This window comes from Thermoanaerobacterium thermosaccharolyticum DSM 571 (genome assembly GCF_000145615.1).
GTDB lineage: Bacteria > Bacillota > Thermoanaerobacteria > Thermoanaerobacterales > Thermoanaerobacteraceae > Thermoanaerobacterium > Thermoanaerobacterium thermosaccharolyticum.
This window is the reverse complement of record NC_014410.1, coordinates 1,942,966-1,960,186: the sequence shown is the minus strand read 5'-3', so window position 1 is coordinate 1,960,186 and position 17,221 is coordinate 1,942,966. Positions and strand designations below refer to the sequence as shown.

At 34.0% G+C, this 17,221-nt stretch carries 15 protein-coding genes and 2 pseudogenes; 12 read left to right on the top strand and 5 right to left on the bottom strand.

All coding sequences use genetic code 11. The features are described from left to right. Nucleotides 1-176: 176 nt before the first annotated feature. Nucleotides 177-935, bottom strand: a pseudogene (locus TTHE_RS09755) (MFS transporter); the annotation flags it as partial. Between the two features lie 164 nt (nucleotides 936-1,099). Between TTHE_RS09755 and TTHE_RS09750 the strand changes: the two are divergent. The 5 genes from TTHE_RS09750 to TTHE_RS09730 all read left to right on the top strand — a co-directional run bounded on the left by TTHE_RS09750 (nucleotide 1,100) and on the right by TTHE_RS09730 (nucleotide 6,243). Further along, the gene (locus tag TTHE_RS09750; RefSeq protein WP_013298416.1) at nucleotides 1,100-1,402 is read left to right on the top strand and encodes a DUF5320 domain-containing protein; all 303 of its coding nucleotides are present in this window, start codon (nucleotides 1,100-1,102) and stop codon (nucleotides 1,400-1,402) included. Between the two features lie 322 nt (nucleotides 1,403-1,724). Next, nucleotides 1,725-2,597: a YitT family protein gene (locus TTHE_RS09745; protein WP_013298415.1), complete on the top strand. Its 873-nt coding sequence runs from the start codon at nucleotides 1,725-1,727 to the stop codon at nucleotides 2,595-2,597. Between the two features lie 104 nt (nucleotides 2,598-2,701). After that, nucleotides 2,702-4,102, top strand: a complete 1,401-nt coding sequence (gene hydG, locus TTHE_RS09740; protein ID WP_013298414.1) for a [FeFe] hydrogenase H-cluster radical SAM maturase HydG — start codon at nucleotides 2,702-2,704, stop codon at nucleotides 4,100-4,102. 195 nt (nucleotides 4,103-4,297) lie between these two features. Continuing rightward, nucleotides 4,298-4,654 carry a NifB/NifX family molybdenum-iron cluster-binding protein gene (locus tag TTHE_RS09735; RefSeq protein WP_013298413.1) on the top strand — a complete coding sequence of 119 codons (357 nt, stop codon included), beginning with the start codon at nucleotides 4,298-4,300 and terminating at the stop codon, nucleotides 4,652-4,654. 392 nt (nucleotides 4,655-5,046) lie between these two features. Then, nucleotides 5,047-6,243 carry an MFS transporter gene (locus TTHE_RS09730; RefSeq protein ID WP_013298412.1) on the top strand — a complete coding sequence of 399 codons (1,197 nt, stop codon included), beginning with the start codon at nucleotides 5,047-5,049 and terminating at the stop codon, nucleotides 6,241-6,243. Between the two features lie 128 nt (nucleotides 6,244-6,371). On the opposite strand, the gene TTHE_RS09725 is transcribed toward TTHE_RS09730, so the two are convergent. Beyond that, entirely contained in the window at nucleotides 6,372-6,866 is a 495-nt protein-coding gene (locus TTHE_RS09725; RefSeq protein ID WP_013298411.1) for a hypothetical protein, read from the bottom strand. A 159-nt stretch (nucleotides 6,867-7,025) separates the two neighbouring features. On the opposite strand from TTHE_RS09725, the gene TTHE_RS09720 reads away from it, so the two are divergent. From TTHE_RS09720 to TTHE_RS14005, 7 genes and pseudogenes are all read left to right on the top strand, one after another. After that, complete coding sequence (locus TTHE_RS09720) at nucleotides 7,026-7,694, top strand: response regulator transcription factor (protein ID WP_013298410.1); 669 nt, start codon at nucleotides 7,026-7,028, stop codon at nucleotides 7,692-7,694. Between the two features lies 1 nt (nucleotide 7,695). Continuing rightward, nucleotides 7,696-9,045: a sensor histidine kinase gene (locus TTHE_RS09715; RefSeq protein WP_013298409.1), complete on the top strand. Its 1,350-nt coding sequence runs from the start codon at nucleotides 7,696-7,698 to the stop codon at nucleotides 9,043-9,045. Between the two features lie 74 nt (nucleotides 9,046-9,119). Next, nucleotides 9,120-9,713 carry a DUF1847 domain-containing protein gene (locus tag TTHE_RS09710; RefSeq protein WP_013298408.1) on the top strand — a complete coding sequence of 198 codons (594 nt, stop codon included), beginning with the start codon at nucleotides 9,120-9,122 and terminating at the stop codon, nucleotides 9,711-9,713. A gap of 177 nt (nucleotides 9,714-9,890) precedes the next feature. Then, nucleotides 9,891-11,111, top strand: a complete 1,221-nt coding sequence (locus TTHE_RS09705) for a S1C family serine protease (protein ID WP_013298407.1) — start codon at nucleotides 9,891-9,893, stop codon at nucleotides 11,109-11,111. A gap of 167 nt (nucleotides 11,112-11,278) precedes the next feature. Further along, on the top strand, nucleotides 11,279-12,259 hold the full coding sequence (locus tag TTHE_RS09700; RefSeq protein ID WP_013298406.1) for a lipoate--protein ligase: 981 nt from the start codon (nucleotides 11,279-11,281) through the stop codon (nucleotides 12,257-12,259). Between the two features lie 33 nt (nucleotides 12,260-12,292). Beyond that, nucleotides 12,293-13,747 (top strand): dihydrolipoyl dehydrogenase, encoded by a 1,455-nt coding sequence (gene lpdA, locus TTHE_RS09695; RefSeq protein ID WP_013298405.1) that lies wholly within the window; start codon nucleotides 12,293-12,295, stop codon nucleotides 13,745-13,747. A 60-nt stretch (nucleotides 13,748-13,807) separates the two neighbouring features. After that, a pseudogene (locus TTHE_RS14005) lies at nucleotides 13,808-13,987 on the top strand (OsmC family protein); the annotation flags it as partial. Nucleotides 13,988-14,004: 17 nt separating this feature from the next. On the opposite strand, the gene gcvPB reads toward TTHE_RS14005, so the two are convergent. Genes gcvPB through gcvH form a run of 3 tightly spaced genes read right to left on the bottom strand, consistent with a single transcriptional unit; the run spans nucleotide 14,005 to nucleotide 17,209 of the window. Further along, nucleotides 14,005-15,456, bottom strand: a complete 1,452-nt coding sequence (gcvPB, locus tag TTHE_RS09690; RefSeq protein ID WP_013298404.1) for an aminomethyl-transferring glycine dehydrogenase subunit GcvPB — start codon at nucleotides 15,454-15,456, stop codon at nucleotides 14,005-14,007. Further along, nucleotides 15,446-16,801 carry an aminomethyl-transferring glycine dehydrogenase subunit GcvPA gene (gcvPA, locus tag TTHE_RS09685; RefSeq protein WP_013298403.1) on the bottom strand — a complete coding sequence of 452 codons (1,356 nt, stop codon included), beginning with the start codon at nucleotides 16,799-16,801 and terminating at the stop codon, nucleotides 15,446-15,448. The genes gcvPB and gcvPA overlap by 11 nt, the downstream gene beginning before the upstream one ends. A 33-nt stretch (nucleotides 16,802-16,834) precedes the next feature. Next, nucleotides 16,835-17,209, bottom strand: coding sequence for a glycine cleavage system protein GcvH (gcvH, locus tag TTHE_RS09680; RefSeq protein WP_013298402.1), 375 nt, complete (start codon nucleotides 17,207-17,209; stop codon nucleotides 16,835-16,837). Between the last annotated feature and the right edge of the window lie 12 nt (nucleotides 17,210-17,221).

Here is a 17,221-nt window from a genome sequence, read left to right as displayed (position 1 = left end):
TCCTAACTGTGGAAGTAAAAATGTAGGTAAAATTGGAGGTAATTTATTTTACTGTAGAGATTGTTTTTGCGAAATCAAAGTAAAAGGTAATAAATTTGTAATTAAGCTATACGATCATGAAGGACGTATAAAAAGAGTGCAGTATATTAATGTATAACAACTATGGTTTCTATTTTTTATCTATTGCATTTAATTTTACAACTAGCTCCTTTAAGACCAATAAGCATTCCAAACAATCCTACACCAAGCCCACCTATTCCTGTTCCAAATCCAAGTGCTAAGCCTGAAGCCATTGCTGCATTTTTGCTTAGCAGACTTTGAGCGAGTACTGTAGTAATTGAGAATGATGCTAAAAGCATTGTACCTGCAAGAATAAGCATTGTATAATTTAGCACACTTGATGTTGAAATAAAAACCCAGAAGAAAATGCTAGAAAAGATTAATGATATAGCTAAAATTAACTTTTTGCCATATTTATCAGCAAGCATGCCTCCAATAAGACCACCAAGTGCACCTGCAAATAGCATTAAGAAAAGCAATTTACTAGAAAGAAGTACGGAGACATTTTTATGTTTTAGATAAATTGCTAGATAAGATAACATACCATAATATGTTAATGAACGTAATGCAACGACAATCATGATTTTAGCGAGTTTTTTCCATGATGTATGAAGAGCAGTAAGCAAAGGGGAATATTCCTTTTCTTTTTTTGTGGTTGTACTATACTTGCTTAGAGATAAAAACATGAGAATGAAAGAAATTAAGCTTGGAATTACAAAAATAGGTGTTATTGACAGACCATATTTTTCCATAAACGGAACAGCAATTAATGGAGTAAGTGCCCATCCTGTATTGCCAAAAGTAACAAAAAATGCTTGATTTGTGTTTTGCTTTTCTAAGTCGCTTAGTTCAGTAGCCATAGCAGAAGCTTGTGGATGGAAAGCAGCAGTTTTTTATTACGCATATAAAAATGAAAACTATAAATACATAATTCAAACAAAATTTTTTTAAAATATTATTGACATATGTCAATAATAGTGTTACTATATAATCAAGGAAATGGTCATAAGACCAAAATAAATTAAAAGGAGTGGTAAATATGCCAAGAGGAAATGGAACAGGTCCGATGGGATTTGGACCAATGACAGGTAGAGGCATGGGTTGCTGTGCATGTTATAACGTACCTGGTTACATGAATGGATGTGGTTTTGGCATGCACAGGGGATATAGACATATGTATTATGCAACAGGAGTGCCAGGTTGGGCTAGATTTGGTTACGCTAAAGATGAAAAGTCATATTTAAAGGCACAGGCTCAATACCTTGAGGATCAACTAAAATATATAAAGGACAGACTTAATGATTCAGAAGACACCAATGATGATGACAAAAAGAAGGAATAAATTCTTCACCTTTAAGGCTGTTAGCAATCAATTTGCTACAGCCTTAATTTTTTTTGAAAGAAGATGAAAAAGTTTATTCATAAGCATTTTTAACATATAATATAATGATGTTATTTTTAGAGAATATATATTTACTAGAAAGAAATCAAATGAATTATTAATTCATTAAAAATTTATTTTGCATTTTTTATTGCATTATAAATTAGTATAGATTAAACTAGACGTGGAGGGCCCTTCTTTGTTGATGAATTGTAGTAATTTATTTTAACAAAGGACTGTATTTTTGAATGATTTATGTTTGTACTAGGAGGCAATTTTAATAATGTTTGCTAGCAATAAAAGACTAAGAAGCAGTTTAAGTATAAAAAATATAATTGAAATACTTCTCGGTACTTTTATTTATTCAATTGGGATTAATACTTTTATTGTACATGCTAAACTCTTAAGCGGAGGTGTATCCGGCATCTCTTTGATTGTTCAATATCTGACAGGACTTCCGGCAGGTTATACAATTTTCATGCTCAATATACCATTACTTATTATAAGCTATAAAAAAATTGGTTCCAGATTTACTTTCTATACTATTTTAGGTACGCTATCACTTTCTTTATTTCTAATTTTAACTCAATTTCTTGATAAAATAATTAACTTTGATGACCCAATTTTACTATGTCTTTATGGTGGTGTACTTACAGGTGCTGGCATGGGAATAGTTTTTGCTAATCATGGCTCTACTGGCGGACTTGATATAATATCTGTATTGATGAAGAAAAAACATGAAAATTTTGAAATAGGTAAGACGAACTTATATATTAATTTTTTTATAGTCTTAGCTGGGGCTATATTTATAGGATTGCAAAGTGCTTTATATACACTTGTTTCAATGTCTATAAATTCATTTGTATTAGATAAAACAATTAATGGCTTTAACAGGCGAAAAATGCTCTTTATAATCACAAATGAAGAGGAAAAAATAAGCAATGCAATTATGAATGATTTAAAAAGAGGTGTTACATTTATTCAAGCTGAAGGTGCTTATACAAAGACAAATCGAAGAATACTGTATTGTGTTGTTTCACTGTCCCAGATTCCTTATCTTAAACATTTAGTTTACAGCATTGACAGCAATGCATTTATCTCAATTTTAGATGTTTCGGAAGTTAGAGGGAAAGGATTTATGGATGACTTATTTTAAATTGTAAAATTTTATTGTTGAATAATTAACAATTTAGTTATATAATCTTATTATAAATACTAAGCCTGAGGGATTTACTGAGGGCAAGGGAAGGAGAATAAAAAATGGAAAGACAAATTGCAGATTTTATCGATGACGAAAAGATAAAAGCAGCTTTGAAGTATGGTGAAAATGCCTCGAAAGATGAAGCATTGAAGATTATTGAAAAAGCTAAAAATTTAAAAGGTATTACAACTGAAGAGGCTGCAGTGCTATTGAATTTAGACGATGATGAAATACTGGAGGAAATGTACAAAGTAGCAAGATATATTAAAGAACAGATTTACGGCAACAGAATAGTCATATTTGCACCACTTTACATTAGCAATTATTGCGTTAACAATTGCAGGTATTGCGGTTATAAACACTCTAATGAGCAAGAACGTAAGAAACTTACGATGGATGAGGTAAGACGTGAAATAGAGATATTGGAAGAGATGGGGCACAAAAGGCTTGCAGTTGAAGCAGGCGAAGATCCAGTAAATTGTCCTATTGATTATGTGCTTGATGTTATTAAGACTATTTATGATACAAAATTAAAGAATGGAAGTATTAGAAGGGTAAATGTAAACATAGCTGCTACCACTGTTGAAAACTATAAAAAGCTGAAAGATGTTGGCATCGGCACCTATGTACTATTCCAGGAAACATATCACAGACCTACATATGAATTTATGCATCCAACTGGTCCGAAACACGACTATGATTATCACACTACTGCGATGGACAGAGCAATGGAAGCAGGCATTGATGATGTAGGTTTGGGTGTTTTGTACGGCCTTTATGACTATAAGTATGAAACAATAGCTCTTCTGTATCATGCTAATCACCTTGATGAGAAATTTGGAGTTGGACCACATACAATATCTGTTCCAAGGCTTAGACCTGCTCTAAATATAACATTGGATGATTATCCATATCTTGTATCAGATAGAGATTTCAAAAAGCTAGTTGCTGTAATACGCTTAGCCGTACCATATACAGGTATGATTTTATCTACGAGAGAGCTTCCTGAATTTAGGGAAGAAGTAATAAGCGTAGGTATATCTCAGATAAGTGCAGGTTCTTGCACAGGAGTAGGTGGCTACTACGAAGAAATATCGAAAAAGGAAGAGACGAAACCGCAGTTTGAAGTTGGAGACCATAGAACTCCAAATGAGATATTAAGGACTCTTTGTGAGCAGCATTATTTACCAAGTTATTGTACAGCATGTTACAGGATGGGACGCACTGGCGATAGATTTATGAGCTTTGCTAAATCAGGGCAAATCCACAATTTCTGTTTGCCAAATGCGATACTTACATTTAAAGAGTTTCTTTTAGATTACGGTGATGAAGCGACTAAAGCTATAGGTGAGGAAACAATTGCAGCCAATATTGAAAATATTCCTTCTGAAAAAGTAAGAGAAGAGACTAAAAAAAGATTGAAACGCCTAGAAAATGGTGAAAGAGATTTGTACTTTTAAAAAAAATCCGGACTTAACCGGATTTTTTTTCTATATTTAGCATTATAACTTTCAACATGTTAAATTTTTAAATAATTTATTGACATATGACAAAAATAATTATATATTAGTATTATAAGTGACATATGTTAAAAATGAAATGAAAGACAGTGGATAAAAATAAAAAAATATTTAGATGAAGGGATGGATGGTTAAATGAAGATAGCAGTTGCTTCAGATGGAAGGAATGTTTCAATGCACTTTGGTCACTGTGAAGGATTTACAATTTTTGATGTGGAAGGAGATAAAATAATAAGTGCTAATTTTGTTGAAAATCCAGGACATAGACCAGGATATTTGCCTGAATTTTTAAGAGATAAAGGTGTTGAATGTATCATTTCTGGTGGAATGGGCTCAAGCGCAATAGATTTGTTCAATTCTTACGGCATTGATGTTATTACAGGCGCGTCTGGCGATGCTGAAGATGTTGTAAAGAGATATATTGATGGAACTTTGATATCTACAGGTAGTGCATGTGAAAAACATGAACATGAAGGTCACTGTGAGGATTAAAAGTAAAAAGAACTATCTACTTTGTTTGTAGATAGTTCTAATTTTTTAAGACAATAGGAAATTATTGATATGTTTTATAAAACTTGGTAATATTTTTATTAAAGGATATAATTATGCTTATAAATATGTTTTGTAAAAGAGCAATATAAAATATTAATAATCACTGATTAAGATTTGGTCGATATGCTAAAATATATTAAATTTAGCTATACTACTTTATAGTTAACTACTGCGGGTAAGCTACAAACAACAAAGGGATCTCAATAGCTGGAGTTCAAATTTTACTGGCCTATACGGGGTGAATATAGGGACCTCAGTTATGGCGGAAATGGAACATAGATATGCCTTAAGTGTCTACATAAAGGATTCGTGTAAGGAGGAATTTATTGATAATGCAGAAATCTAAAAGGGAAATTGTGATTTCCAATATTGTCCTTATTGGTATGGTAAGCTTGTTTATTGATATGAGCACAGAAATGGTTTACCCGATTATTCCTCTCTTTCTCACTGCTACGCTTGGGGCTTCACCAGCAATCGTCGGAATTATCGAGGGTATTGCTGAAAGCATAGCATCATTATTAAAAGTGTTTAGCGGCTATATTGGTGATAAATATCGCAATAAGAAGGTATTGACATTTATTGGATATTTGGCTTCGGTAGTCTACAAGATACTTCTTCTTTTGGCAAGTTCATGGGTAGGCGTCTTAATAGCGAGAATAATCGATCGCACAGGAAAAGGGATTCGCACTGCACCGCGGGATGCACTTGTTGCGCAGTCCAGCGACAAAGGCAAGCTGGGTGGTTCTTTTGGACTACACAAAATGCTTGATATGGCAGGATCCTCTATAGGCGCCTTCCTTGCTTTTATCATGGTAACAGTTGGGCTAAAGTATAGTGCGGCATTTATGTGGTCGATTATTCCCGCTGTCCTTGGTATTATGATTATTCCATTTATTAAAGAGGACAGAAGCAAAGAACAAAAAAGTGAAAAGATGACATTCAGAGGATTAAAGTTAAATTGGAAATTAAAACTGTACCTTGCCGTTATGTTTATTTTCAACCTTGGGAATTCATCAAATACATTTCTTCTTCTGAAAGCTCAAGATTCCGGCTTTTCTTCATCACATGTCATGATGCTTTACCTTATTTTTAATGTTTCAGCTTCGCTACTTGCTATTCCATCCGGAAAGTTGTCAGACAAATTCGGGCGAAGCTTGATTTTGGTTCCGGGATACATCATTTATGGTCTTGTATATTTGGGATTTGCATTTTTTAATTCAAAAATTTTGATTTTGATTTTGTTTATTGCCTATGGCGCTTATACCGCATTTATAAGTGGTGCTGAACGGGCATTTGTAGCAGAAGTTTCTCCGCATGGATATAAAGGTACAGTCTTAGGCATTTATGGAATGATTCAAGGCATTGGGTTACTGCTGGCATCTATTATCGCTGGAGCAATGTGGGATCATATAAGTTCTGAAGCACCGTTTATATTTGGTGGAATTCTTGGGATTGCTTCTGCAGCTTTGATTTCAGTTATTTTAAATTCCGACCGCTCCTTAAAAGACATAAAAAGAGAAACGCTATAGAGACTATCACCGCTGATTCCAATAATTTGCGTAGCTGCACTGCTATTTAAGCCCAAATTGTCGAATCTAGGCTTATAAGTAATATAAAATGTCATACAAAGTGAAAAAGGTGACTTCCACCACCTTTTTCACTGCATATTCCTTCCTATACCTAGTCCATGTCCTTTGCCATATCCATTACCTGACATTCCATTTCTTCCAAAACCTATTCCAAGTCCTGCACCACCATTACCGGTACCATCACATGCATTTATTCTTTCTTTAAGTAGTGATTTTAGCTCTGCTGCCCTTTCTTCTGTTATTACACCATTTTTAACCATTTGGTCTATATAGTCTGTTTTTTGTTTTAACAAGGCATTTTTGAAGTCTTCTAATTTTACGCCATTTTCAACTGCTATTTGTTGCAGTGTCTTACCAGAATTTAGAAGTTTCAATGTTTCATCTGTAGATTTTCCTAAAAGATTTGCCATAAAATCTACCATTTGTGTTCTGCCGTACCTTGGTGCAGTATATGATGTGTTTGCTTGAGGCGAATTGTTATTTGCTGTTTCCGCATATGCAGCAATGCCTGTTAAAAGTAAACCTCCTACCATGACTGATGCTACTAATTTTTTGATGTTCATAAAAACATCTCCTTTCAAAATTTATTTATCTTACATTTTTATTTTACCCATTATATTTGATACATCTTTAATGAAATTGTGATGTTTTTGTGAAGATTTTTTAATAATATTGTAAATGGTTTTTAAAATATGTAAACTAAAGTTGGAGGTGTTTCATTGATGGCAAAGGTGTTAGTCATTGAAGATGAGGAGGGAATGAGAGATATTTTAAAAACTTACTTAGAGAAAAATAATTTTGATGCGTTCTTTGCTGAAGATGGCAATACAGGAATAGATATGTTTAAAAATAACTCATTTGATATAGTTTTGTTGGATGTAATGTTGCCAGATATGAGTGGATGGAATGTTTTAAAGACAATAAGAGAATCATCTAAAATACCTGTAATGATGATAACCGCCCGCAGTGAAGAGTATGACAGGCTTCTAGGTTTTGAACTTGGTGCTGACGATTATGTAGTTAAACCATTTAGCCCTAGAGAAGTTGTTGCAAGGATAAAAGCTATTTTGTCGAGATCTAAATGGGCTGAATCGGATAATTTAATATCTTTTTCAGGTATTACTATTGACACTGATTCAAGAGTTGTTAAAGTTGATGGAAAGAAAATAGACCTTACTCCAAAAGAATTTGATCTTTTAAGTTTGCTTGCACAAAACATGGGTAAGGCATTAAGCCGTGAAAAATGCCTTAATGTTGTTTGGGGATATGAATTTTTCGGTGATTTAAGGACAGTTGATACACATATAAAACAGTTGAGAGAAAAACTTGGTGATAAAAGAGATATTATAAAAACAGTATGGGGTTATGGATACAAATTAGGTGGTGATTGAAATGAGAGGCATCAGAAAAAAGCTTTTTATTACGTATTTGATTATAACAGGAATAATTTTTTTATTGTTTTACTTGTCTCAAGTTGTTTTTATAGGTAAAATATACACTTATTATAAAATAAATCAGCTAAAAAACTATAGCTTAAAAATTGCCAATGCGCTAGCCAAAAACGATGATAAAACTGCTAATGAGCTTATGGAAGAATCCAATTCAAAAGTAATTGTAGTAACTGATACAGGCAACTTGATTTTTGGAACACATGGAAACGGACAAGGCTATGGAATAGGGTTGCCAAAAACTTACCTAAATACTGATGAAAAATTAAGTGTCGTAGAATTTACGCATCCATCAATTGGTGTAAAATCTCTTGCAGTCATAAGAGCATTTTTATACAATAAACAAAACGCAAAACTGGTATTGACTATTCCTTTATCGACTATTACTGATACTACCGTGATATTTAAAAGTGAATTTCTTTTGATGCTACTAATATGTATTGTTGTAATAATCATTATGTCAATTGTCATGTCAAAAAAGTTAACAAAGCCCATTGATGATTTAAAATATGCGGCGCAAAATATAGCGTCGGGAAACCTTGATGTGAAATTAGATGTAAATACAAATGATGAATTAGAAGATCTTGCAATGTCGATGAATAGCATGGCAGAAAATCTTAGTAAAGCAGAAAAATTTAAAAGAGATTTAATCGCAAATATCACTCATGATCTTAAGACGCCTCTTGGGCTTATAAAAGGATACTGTGAAATGCTATTAGACTTTTATGGTGAAGATAAAGAAAAAAGAAATAAATATTTAAATGCTGCATTAAATGAAGTCGATCGAATGTCAAAAATGATAGATGATGTTTTGTCATTATCAAAATTTCAATCAGGCTTAGTGAAACTAAAGATATCGTCTTTTAATTTAAAGAGTCTAGTTGACGATGTGGTTTTAAGCTTTGAACCATTGCTGCATGGCAAAAATATAAATATTGTCATGGAGAATCTTGATGTTATTGTAAACGGAGACGCTGAATTGATTAGAAGGGTTATAATGAATCTTTTAAGTAATTCTATAAAAAGCATTAGTAAATCAGGTTTAATTACTATTTCTGCGATATTAGAAAACAATCATGTAAAAGTCATCGTATCAGATACGGGTAAAGGTATAAAAAGAGAGGAACTTCCGAATGTTTTTAAGAAGTTTTATAAAGGTGATAAATCAGGTATAGGGTTAGGGCTTGCAATAGTAAAAGAAATATTGGATTTGCATGGCAGTGAATATTATATAGAGAGCGAGATAAATAAAGGTACTTTGTTTTATTTTACACTAAATAAAGCAGATATTTAATTATAGTATCCCCTATACAATGGGATAGGTATGTGATATAATAATATTGAATACAGTATACAAGGAGTGATTTTATGAATTCAATATTTTCTTGTGCAGTATGTCCTAATAAGCCTTGTGCAAAAGGTGATGATAATTTTCCTAAGAATTGCCCTACAGTTATGGAAAAAGAAATCATTGAAAAGTCGATAGAGAGATATAATGTTGATGAGAATATAAATAAAATTATGAAAATCGCCAATAAATTGCCTGTAACTGAAGATGGAGAGTTAAGAAGCAGAGCAGAAGAAATAATTGATTTAGTAAAGCAAATGAATATAAAAAAGATAGGTGTCGCTTTTTGCTATTCCCTAGAGAAAGAAGCAAAAAAATTTGTAAAGATGCTAGAGAATTATGACATTACGGTAGTGCCTGTATGTTGCAAAGTAGGTTCTGTTGACGTAAAAGAAATAGGAATTGAGAAAAAAAGAGACAAATTCATTGCCACATGTAATCCACTTACACAAGCTGAAATAATGAATAAAGAAAACACAGAATTAAATGTTGTGGTAGGATTATGCGTAGGGCACGATATGATTTTTAACAAAAATTCGGAAACTTATGTGACAACCCTTATTGCTAAAGACAGAAAATATGCCCATTGTCCTGCGAAAGCTTTTGAAGAATAATGTTACTGCATTTAATAAAAATTACGTATTAAAATTGTAATAAGCTATCTCTAATATAGGGATAGCTTATGATTTTTTTAACTATGTAAAAATTTATTAACAAAGTATTCACAAATTCTTAAAAAATGTAATTTATAATATAATCGTGGAAAGAATAATCCAAGGAGGTTGAGCGATATGGAGTTCAATCATGATTTTGAAAATTATAGTATGCCTGAAGATGGATTAAAAAACAATAGAAAGAGTTTGGGCAAGATGGTAAAAAGATATAGAAGAAAGATGTTTTTATCTTTTGTGGTTGTTGCGCTTGTGGCAGCTTTAATAGGTGGTGCTGCCGGGGCTGGAATTATGAGATACGTAAGTACAGGACAAACACAAGTAGTAAATAGATATTTGCCATTGTCATCTGACAACAATAATTTCGATCTGATTACAAATATAGTAAAGGCTGTAAGCCCATCTGTGGTCGGTATCGATACATATACGAATGGATACGGAGCTTATGGAAACTCTTATGTACAGGAAGGCAGCGGCTCTGGTATAATAATCGATTCACAAGGCCATATAGTTACTAATAATCATGTTGTAGACGGTGCATCTAAAATAACTGTAAACTTGTCTGATGGCAGAAAGTTTCCTGCACAATTGGTTGGCAAAGATGCAAAAACGGATCTTGCAGTCTTAAAGATAAATGCTACTAATTTGACGCCTGCAAAATTAGGTGATTCATCAAAGCTAGAAGTAGGAGAACTGGCTGTAGCCATAGGGAATCCTCTAGGTGATAGCTTTGCTGGAACTGCTACAGCAGGTATAATAAGTGGATTAAATCGAAACCTGCAAAGTGATTATGGCCCAGTTAATCTTATACAAACAGATGCTGCTATAAACCCTGGAAATAGCGGAGGACCACTTGTAAATAGCATCGGTGAAGTAATTGGCATAACAAGCATAAAGCTTACATCAACAGGTAGTTCAAGTACGCAAGATCCATTTGGCTTATTTCAAAGTCAAAGCGTAACTTTGGAAGGAATGGGATTTGCTATTCCTATCAATGAAGCTAAACCAATTATCGATGATCTTATAAAAAATGGTTACGTAGAAAGACCTGTAATGGGAGTAAGTGTGCAACAAATAACTAAGCAACTAGCACGTCAGTATAATATACCTGTTGGCCTTTACATTGCACAAGTCCAGCAAGGAAGTGGTGCTGATGCTGCAGGCCTTCAAGCTGGAGACATAATAACTGCTGTTGATGGAACAAATGTAACTACGTTTAATCAGCTTGAAAATATATTAAATAAGCACAATGTAGGCGACATAATAAGTGTCACAATATGGAGAAATAGCAAAACAATTACAGTTAATGTAAAGTTGATGAGCAGCTCTAGCGTACAGTGAATGATTTTATTATCATTTATTTTTTGGCTTTTTGATAAAAGGCAATATTGAATACGTGAAATCTCATCTAAACATAACAAGTTTAGATGAGATTTTTTGGTATTAATCGTTTTAAAATGATATACTTTAATTAAATAAGTTAATTTTTTTTGCAAGGAGTGTGCTTTATGATATATATTTATAATAGAATTACGGATCCGTATTTTAATTTAGCTTCTGAAGAATACATATTAAAGGAATTCAAAGATGATTGTTTTATGCTTTGGAGGAATGAGCCAAGCATAATAGTTGGCAAAAACCAGAATGCTTTGGCTGAGATTAACCTTGACTACGTTAAAGAGCACAATATACCTGTTGTAAGAAGGTTATCAGGAGGTGGAGCGGTATTTCACGATTTAGGCAATGTGAATTTTACTTTTATTGTAAACGATGATTTGAATAGATTTAATGATTTTAGAAGATTTACACAACCTATTATTGATGTTCTAAGAAAGCTATCATTAAATGCTGAATTTTCTGGCAGAAATGATATAACGATTGATGGTAAAAAAATATCAGGCAATGCGCAGTACTATTATAAAAACAGGATACTTCATCACGGAACACTGCTGGTGTCGTCAAATATGGCAGATCTATCAGCGGCATTAAAGGTGAGACCTATAAAATTTGAAGACAAAGGCGTGAAGTCTGTATCTAAAAGAGTGACAAACATAAATGAACATTTAAAAGAGCCTATTGGTATTGAGGAATTTATAAATCTTATTATGAATGACATACGGGAGCGTACAGGTGGAAGTGGGCTGTATGAATTTACAGGCGAAGATATAAAAAATATAGAAAAACTTAAAAATGAAAAGTATAGCACATGGGAATGGAATTTTGGCATGTCACCAGATTATAGCTTAAAAAACGAGAAAAAATTTTTAGGTGGCACGTTGGAAGTAGTTCTAAATGTAGAAAATGGGATAATAAAAGATATGAAGATATACGGTGATTTCTTTGGCAAAAAAGATGTAAAAGATATTGAAGAGATTTTAAAAGGAGTAAAACATTCAGAAAGCGGTGTGAGAGATGCATTGTCTTCTGTTGATATTAATGAATATTTTGCCAATATTAGCTTAGAAAACTTGATAGATGTATTGTTTTAATATACGTAATAATTAAAAATTGGAGGTATATCGATGAATATAGAAGTAAAAGTACCGACTGAGGAAGTCTCTCAAGAATCAACTTTAAATAACACTGGTGTATATAATAACGAAGCAAAAGAATACGATTTAGCTGTTATAGGTGGTGGCCCTGGAGGATATGTAGCAGCTATAAAGGCTGCAAAAAAGGGTGCAAAAGTTGCACTTTTTGAAAAAGACAGATTGGGCGGTACATGTTTAAACAGAGGTTGTATACCCACAAAAGCCTATGCAAGAGTTGCGGAAGTTTATGACATTATAAAGAGAGCAGATGAATTTGGATTTGATGTAGATGTGAAGTTATTTGACTATAAAAAAGTAGTGGAAAGAAAAGATAATATAGTTAACGAGCTTGTATCTGGGATAAATACATTGCTTAAAGCTAATGGTGTTGATTTGTATTCTGAGGAAGCAAAAATTGACAAAGATAAAAATATATTGTTCGGAGAAAATAAGATAAAAGCGAAAAATATAATAATTGCGACAGGTTCAGAACCTGCAGAATTGCCAATTGAGGGTGTGAAGTCAGAGAATGTCATAAATAGCAATGATATTTTAGAGATTACAGCATTACCTGAAAGTATGTGCGTAATAGGCGGTGGTGTAATAGGCATGGAATTCGCCTTTATAATGAATCAGTTTGGTGTAGAAGTATCTGTGGTAGAAATGATGCCAAACATCCTGCCATCTTTAGATAGAGAGGTTAGCAATGTCATAAAATCTGAAGCACGAAAAAAGGGAATAAAAGTTTACACATCTTCAAAAGTTGAGAAAATCTTTGACGAAGAAAATGGTGGAAGCATAGTAACAATTTCTAAAAATAACGAAACGAAGTGCATATATGCTGACAAAGTATTTATTTCCATTGGAAGAAAGCTAAATACGGATGTTGGTCCCATTTCAGAGCTTTTAGAATTCGACGGAAAAGCTATCAAAGTTGATGAATACTTAAGGACAAATGTGGATAATGTCTATGCCATTGGCGATGTGACGAATAAAATGATGCTGGCACATGTGGCATCGGCACAAGGGGAAGCAGCAGTTGACAATATTTTTGGAGACAATGTTGCTCTTGATTATATGAAAATACCTGCTGCTGTATTTACAGAGCCTGAGATAGGTTATTTCGGCTATACGGAGGAAGAGGCTAAGAGCAAATTTGAAAATGTAAAAGTGGGTAAATTTTACTTTGCAGCTAATGGCAGAGCAAAGACGTACGGTGAAACAAAAGGTTTTGCCAAGATCATATCTTCTGAAGATGGAGATGTTTTAGGAGCGTGGGTTGTCGGAAGCGATGCATCTGAAATTGCTCAGATAATATCTACTTCACGTCAAAGTGGTGCAAACGCAGAAGAATTGAAAAAAGCAATTTATACACATCCTACAAGAAGTGAAACTATAATGGAGGCAGTAAAAGACATTTTTAAAGAATCGATTCACAAAGTGTAATTTAGCTTTTAAAGCTCTTGTGGAGCTTTTTGAATAAAAAATAAAAGGAGGAGTTTGAAAATGGCAATAGAAACTTTTAAGGCGGTTTCTAGGAAGTTGCCAGAAGGCTTAGCTGTTGAAAGTGAAGTAAGAGGATTTAAAATGCTTTTAGATGAGCCTAAGGAGATGGGCGGTACGAATAAAGGAATGAATCCTGTTGAAGCTTTACTTTGCGCTTTGGGGTCATGTCAAACTATCGTAGAAGAAAGCCAATGTTTTCATACATTGGCTTTTACTATTGGATTTCTTGCTGCTTTTACTTCGTCAAGCCTTCTTACAGGTGTATTATGAGGAGCGGTTTTTAGAATTTCAGGATTTTCATCTGCTTCTTTTGCAATTGCCTTCATGGCTTCAATGAATTCATCCAGCGTTTCCTTGCTTTCAGTTTCAGTTGGCTCTATCATAAGTGCACTGTCAATGATGAGAGGAAAGTAGATGGTAGGGGGATGAAATCCATAGTCTATCAATCGCTTTGCAACGTCCAGCGTTGTGATATCATTTGCTTTGCTTTTAAGACCGCTAAATACAAATTCGTGTTTGCATATTGTATCAAATGGAAGCTCATAATATTCTTTAAGCTTTTCTTTAACATAGTTTGCATTTAAAACTGCCAAACTGCTAGCAGCTTTAAGTCCGTCTGCTCCCATAGATAGAATGTATGCATATGCCTTTACCATGACATTGAAATTTCCATAAAAACTTCTCACTTTTCCTATTGTATGTGGCAAATCATGCTTTAAATAGTACATATCGTCATTTTTTTCAACTATTGGTACAGGCAGAAAATCTGCAAGTTTGCCTTTGACGCCAACTGGACCGCTTCCAGGTCCGCCACCTCCATGTGGTGTTGCAAATGTCTTGTGCAAGTTTATATGGACCACATCAAATCCCATATCACCTGGTCTTGTTATTCCCATATTGGCATTCATATTGGCACCATCATAGTAAAGAAGGCCACCAGCATCGTGGATTAACTTTGATATTTCCAGTATGTTTTTTTCAAACAACCCTAGCGTATTTGGATTTGTAAGCATTAATCCAGCTACGTCATCGTCAAGAACCGATTTTAATGCGTCAATATCTATAAGCCCATCATTTCCAGATTTTATCTCTACTACATCAAATCCGGCTGTTGCAGCACTTGCTGGGTTTGTGCCATGTGCAGAGTCAGGTACGATCATCTTTTTCCTATTGTATTCACCGATGTCTTCAAAGTATGCTTTAATTATCATCATTCCAGTAAGTTCTCCATGGGCACCAGCAGCGGGTTGAAGCGAAATTCCGTCCATTCCAGTTATCTCTTTTAGCATTTCTTGAAGATCGTACATAAGCTTTAAAGCACCTTGGACAGTATTTTCGCTTTGCAGTGGATGTATGTTTGTAAATTCTTTGAAGTTTGCAATATCTTCATTTACTTTTGGGTTGTACTTCATTGTACATGATCCTAATGGATAGAATCCCTTATCAACGCTGTAATTTTTGTATGAAAGATTTGTGTAGTGCCTTATCAGTTCTACCTCGCTGACTTCGGGAAGATTTAATTCTGTATGGCGAAGAAGTTTATCCGGAATTGCTTCTTCTAATTGGATGTCTTCGACATCTAATGGAGGAAGGCTGTATGATGTATGACCTGGCTTAGATACCTCAAAAATAAGCTTATCATAGTTCATTAACTACACCTCCCATTATATTGACGAGTTTATCAATTTCATCTTTTGTCCTTTTTTCTGTTACGCAAAGAAGCATTGCATTTTTGTACTTTTTGTATTCTTTTTCTAGGTTGTAACCGCCAATGATGCCGTTACTTAGAAGCACATTATTTATAGCATCGACGCTGTTATCACTGCATGCAATTGCAAATTCCATGAAAAATGGCTTATCAAATAGCATCTTGTATTTATTTGTTTTTATCAATTGGTTATATGCATAATGAGATTTTTTAAAGCACTGCAGTGCAACTTCTTTTATGCCTTTTTTTCCAAGAGCTGTCATGTATATAGCGGCAGTCAATGCATTTAGTGAGTGGTTTGTACATATATTTGAAGTCGCTTTTTCTCTTCTTATGTGTTGTTCCCTTGCTTGAAGCGTCAATACATATCCTCTTTTGCCGTCAACATCATTTGTTTCACCGATGATCCTTCCAGGCAATTTGCGTATAAGTTTTTTTGTTGTCGCCATAAAACCAAGATGAGGTCCGCCAAAATTGAGACTATTTCCAAGAGGCTGACCATCGCCGACTGCTATATCAGCGCCGATTTCTCTTGGAGTCTTTAAGATTGACAGAGATATTGGTTCAACGTACATAATGAGAAGTGAACCATTTTTATGCACAAGCTTTTCTACCTCATCAAGGTTTTCTATTATGCCGAAGAAATTCGGATTTTGTGCTATAAATGCTGCAGTATTGCTGTCAATAGAGGATTTTAAAAGCTCTACATCTATCGTGCCTTCTTTATCGTCTATCTCGACAATTTCCATATTGCTGAATCTCATGTATGTATGAAGCACTTTTTTTGCTTCGGGATTAACTGATGATGATACAAGCACTTTTTTTCTGTTTGTAGCGCTGGAGGCCATTTTTGCAGCTTCGCTTAAAGCTGTAGCACCATCGTACATAGATGCATTTGATACATCCATTCCAGTAAGATTACAAATCATTGTCTGATATTCAAATATCGCTTGCAGTGTCCCTTGGCTTATTTCAGGCTGATATGGAGTGTACGCCGTATAAAACTCTGGCTTTGATACTACATGTTTAACGACAGATGGTATAAAGTGGTCATAAACACCTGCTCCTAAAAAGCATGTAAGTTCATCTGTGGTTTTTATCTCTTTTGATATTTCATTCATGTGATTTAACAGTTCTGGTTCGGATAAAGGACCTTTTAAGTTTAGATTTTTATTTAAGCGAATGCTTTCTGGTATATCTACAAATAGATCTTCTATCGATTTAGCATTCACAGATTTAAGCATTTCCATCTGCTCATCGTTTGATGATGGAATGTATTGATTCATGATATCACTCCTTTTGAGGATGATTTAATTTGACTATTTGCAAAAATCGCTGTATTCTTCAGGTGACATCAGTTCATCTAGCTCACTGGGATCATTCATCTCTACGCATATCATCCAATTTTCGTATGGGTCGCTGTTTAAAAGTGATGGATCGTCTGCAACAGATTGGTTAACCTCGATAACCTTGCCACTTATGGGACAATAGACATCAGATGCGGCTTTTACAGATTCTACGGTGCCAAGTGTATCTCCTGCATTTAGAATTGTGTCAACATCAGGAAGCTCTGCATAAACTATGTCACCTAAGGAGTGTTGAGCATAATCTGTTATTCCTACATATGCTTTGTCACCTTCAACTTTTACCCATTCATGATTCTTTGAATAATAAAGACCCTCTTGAATTCTCATAATAACAACCTC

What these genes read in the sequence shown, in the direction of transcription:
- TTHE_RS09750 (WP_013298416.1), top strand. Translation starts at nt 1,100, where the DNA reads ATGCCAAGAGGAAATGGAACAGGTCCGATGGGATTTGGACCAATGACA.
- TTHE_RS09745 (WP_013298415.1), top strand. Translation starts at nt 1,725, where the DNA reads ATGTTTGCTAGCAATAAAAGACTAAGAAGCAGTTTAAGTATAAAAAAT.
- hydG (WP_013298414.1), top strand. Translation starts at nt 2,702, where the DNA reads ATGGAAAGACAAATTGCAGATTTTATCGATGACGAAAAGATAAAAGCA.
- TTHE_RS09735 (WP_013298413.1), top strand. Translation starts at nt 4,298, where the DNA reads ATGAAGATAGCAGTTGCTTCAGATGGAAGGAATGTTTCAATGCACTTT.
- TTHE_RS09730 (WP_013298412.1), top strand. Translation starts at nt 5,047, where the DNA reads ATGCAGAAATCTAAAAGGGAAATTGTGATTTCCAATATTGTCCTTATT.
- TTHE_RS09725 (WP_013298411.1), bottom strand. Translation starts at nt 6,866, where the DNA reads ATGAACATCAAAAAATTAGTAGCATCAGTCATGGTAGGAGGTTTACTT.
- TTHE_RS09720 (WP_013298410.1), top strand. Translation starts at nt 7,026, where the DNA reads ATGGCAAAGGTGTTAGTCATTGAAGATGAGGAGGGAATGAGAGATATT.
- TTHE_RS09715 (WP_013298409.1), top strand. Translation starts at nt 7,696, where the DNA reads ATGAGAGGCATCAGAAAAAAGCTTTTTATTACGTATTTGATTATAACA.
- TTHE_RS09710 (WP_013298408.1), top strand. Translation starts at nt 9,120, where the DNA reads ATGAATTCAATATTTTCTTGTGCAGTATGTCCTAATAAGCCTTGTGCA.
- TTHE_RS09705 (WP_013298407.1), top strand. Translation starts at nt 9,891, where the DNA reads ATGGAGTTCAATCATGATTTTGAAAATTATAGTATGCCTGAAGATGGA.
- TTHE_RS09700 (WP_013298406.1), top strand. Translation starts at nt 11,279, where the DNA reads ATGATATATATTTATAATAGAATTACGGATCCGTATTTTAATTTAGCT.
- lpdA (WP_013298405.1), top strand. Translation starts at nt 12,293, where the DNA reads ATGAATATAGAAGTAAAAGTACCGACTGAGGAAGTCTCTCAAGAATCA.
- gcvPB (WP_013298404.1), bottom strand. Translation starts at nt 15,456, where the DNA reads ATGAACTATGATAAGCTTATTTTTGAGGTATCTAAGCCAGGTCATACA.
- gcvPA (WP_013298403.1), bottom strand. Translation starts at nt 16,801, where the DNA reads ATGAATCAATACATTCCATCATCAAACGATGAGCAGATGGAAATGCTT.
- gcvH (WP_013298402.1), bottom strand. Translation starts at nt 17,209, where the DNA reads ATGAGAATTCAAGAGGGTCTTTATTATTCAAAGAATCATGAATGGGTA.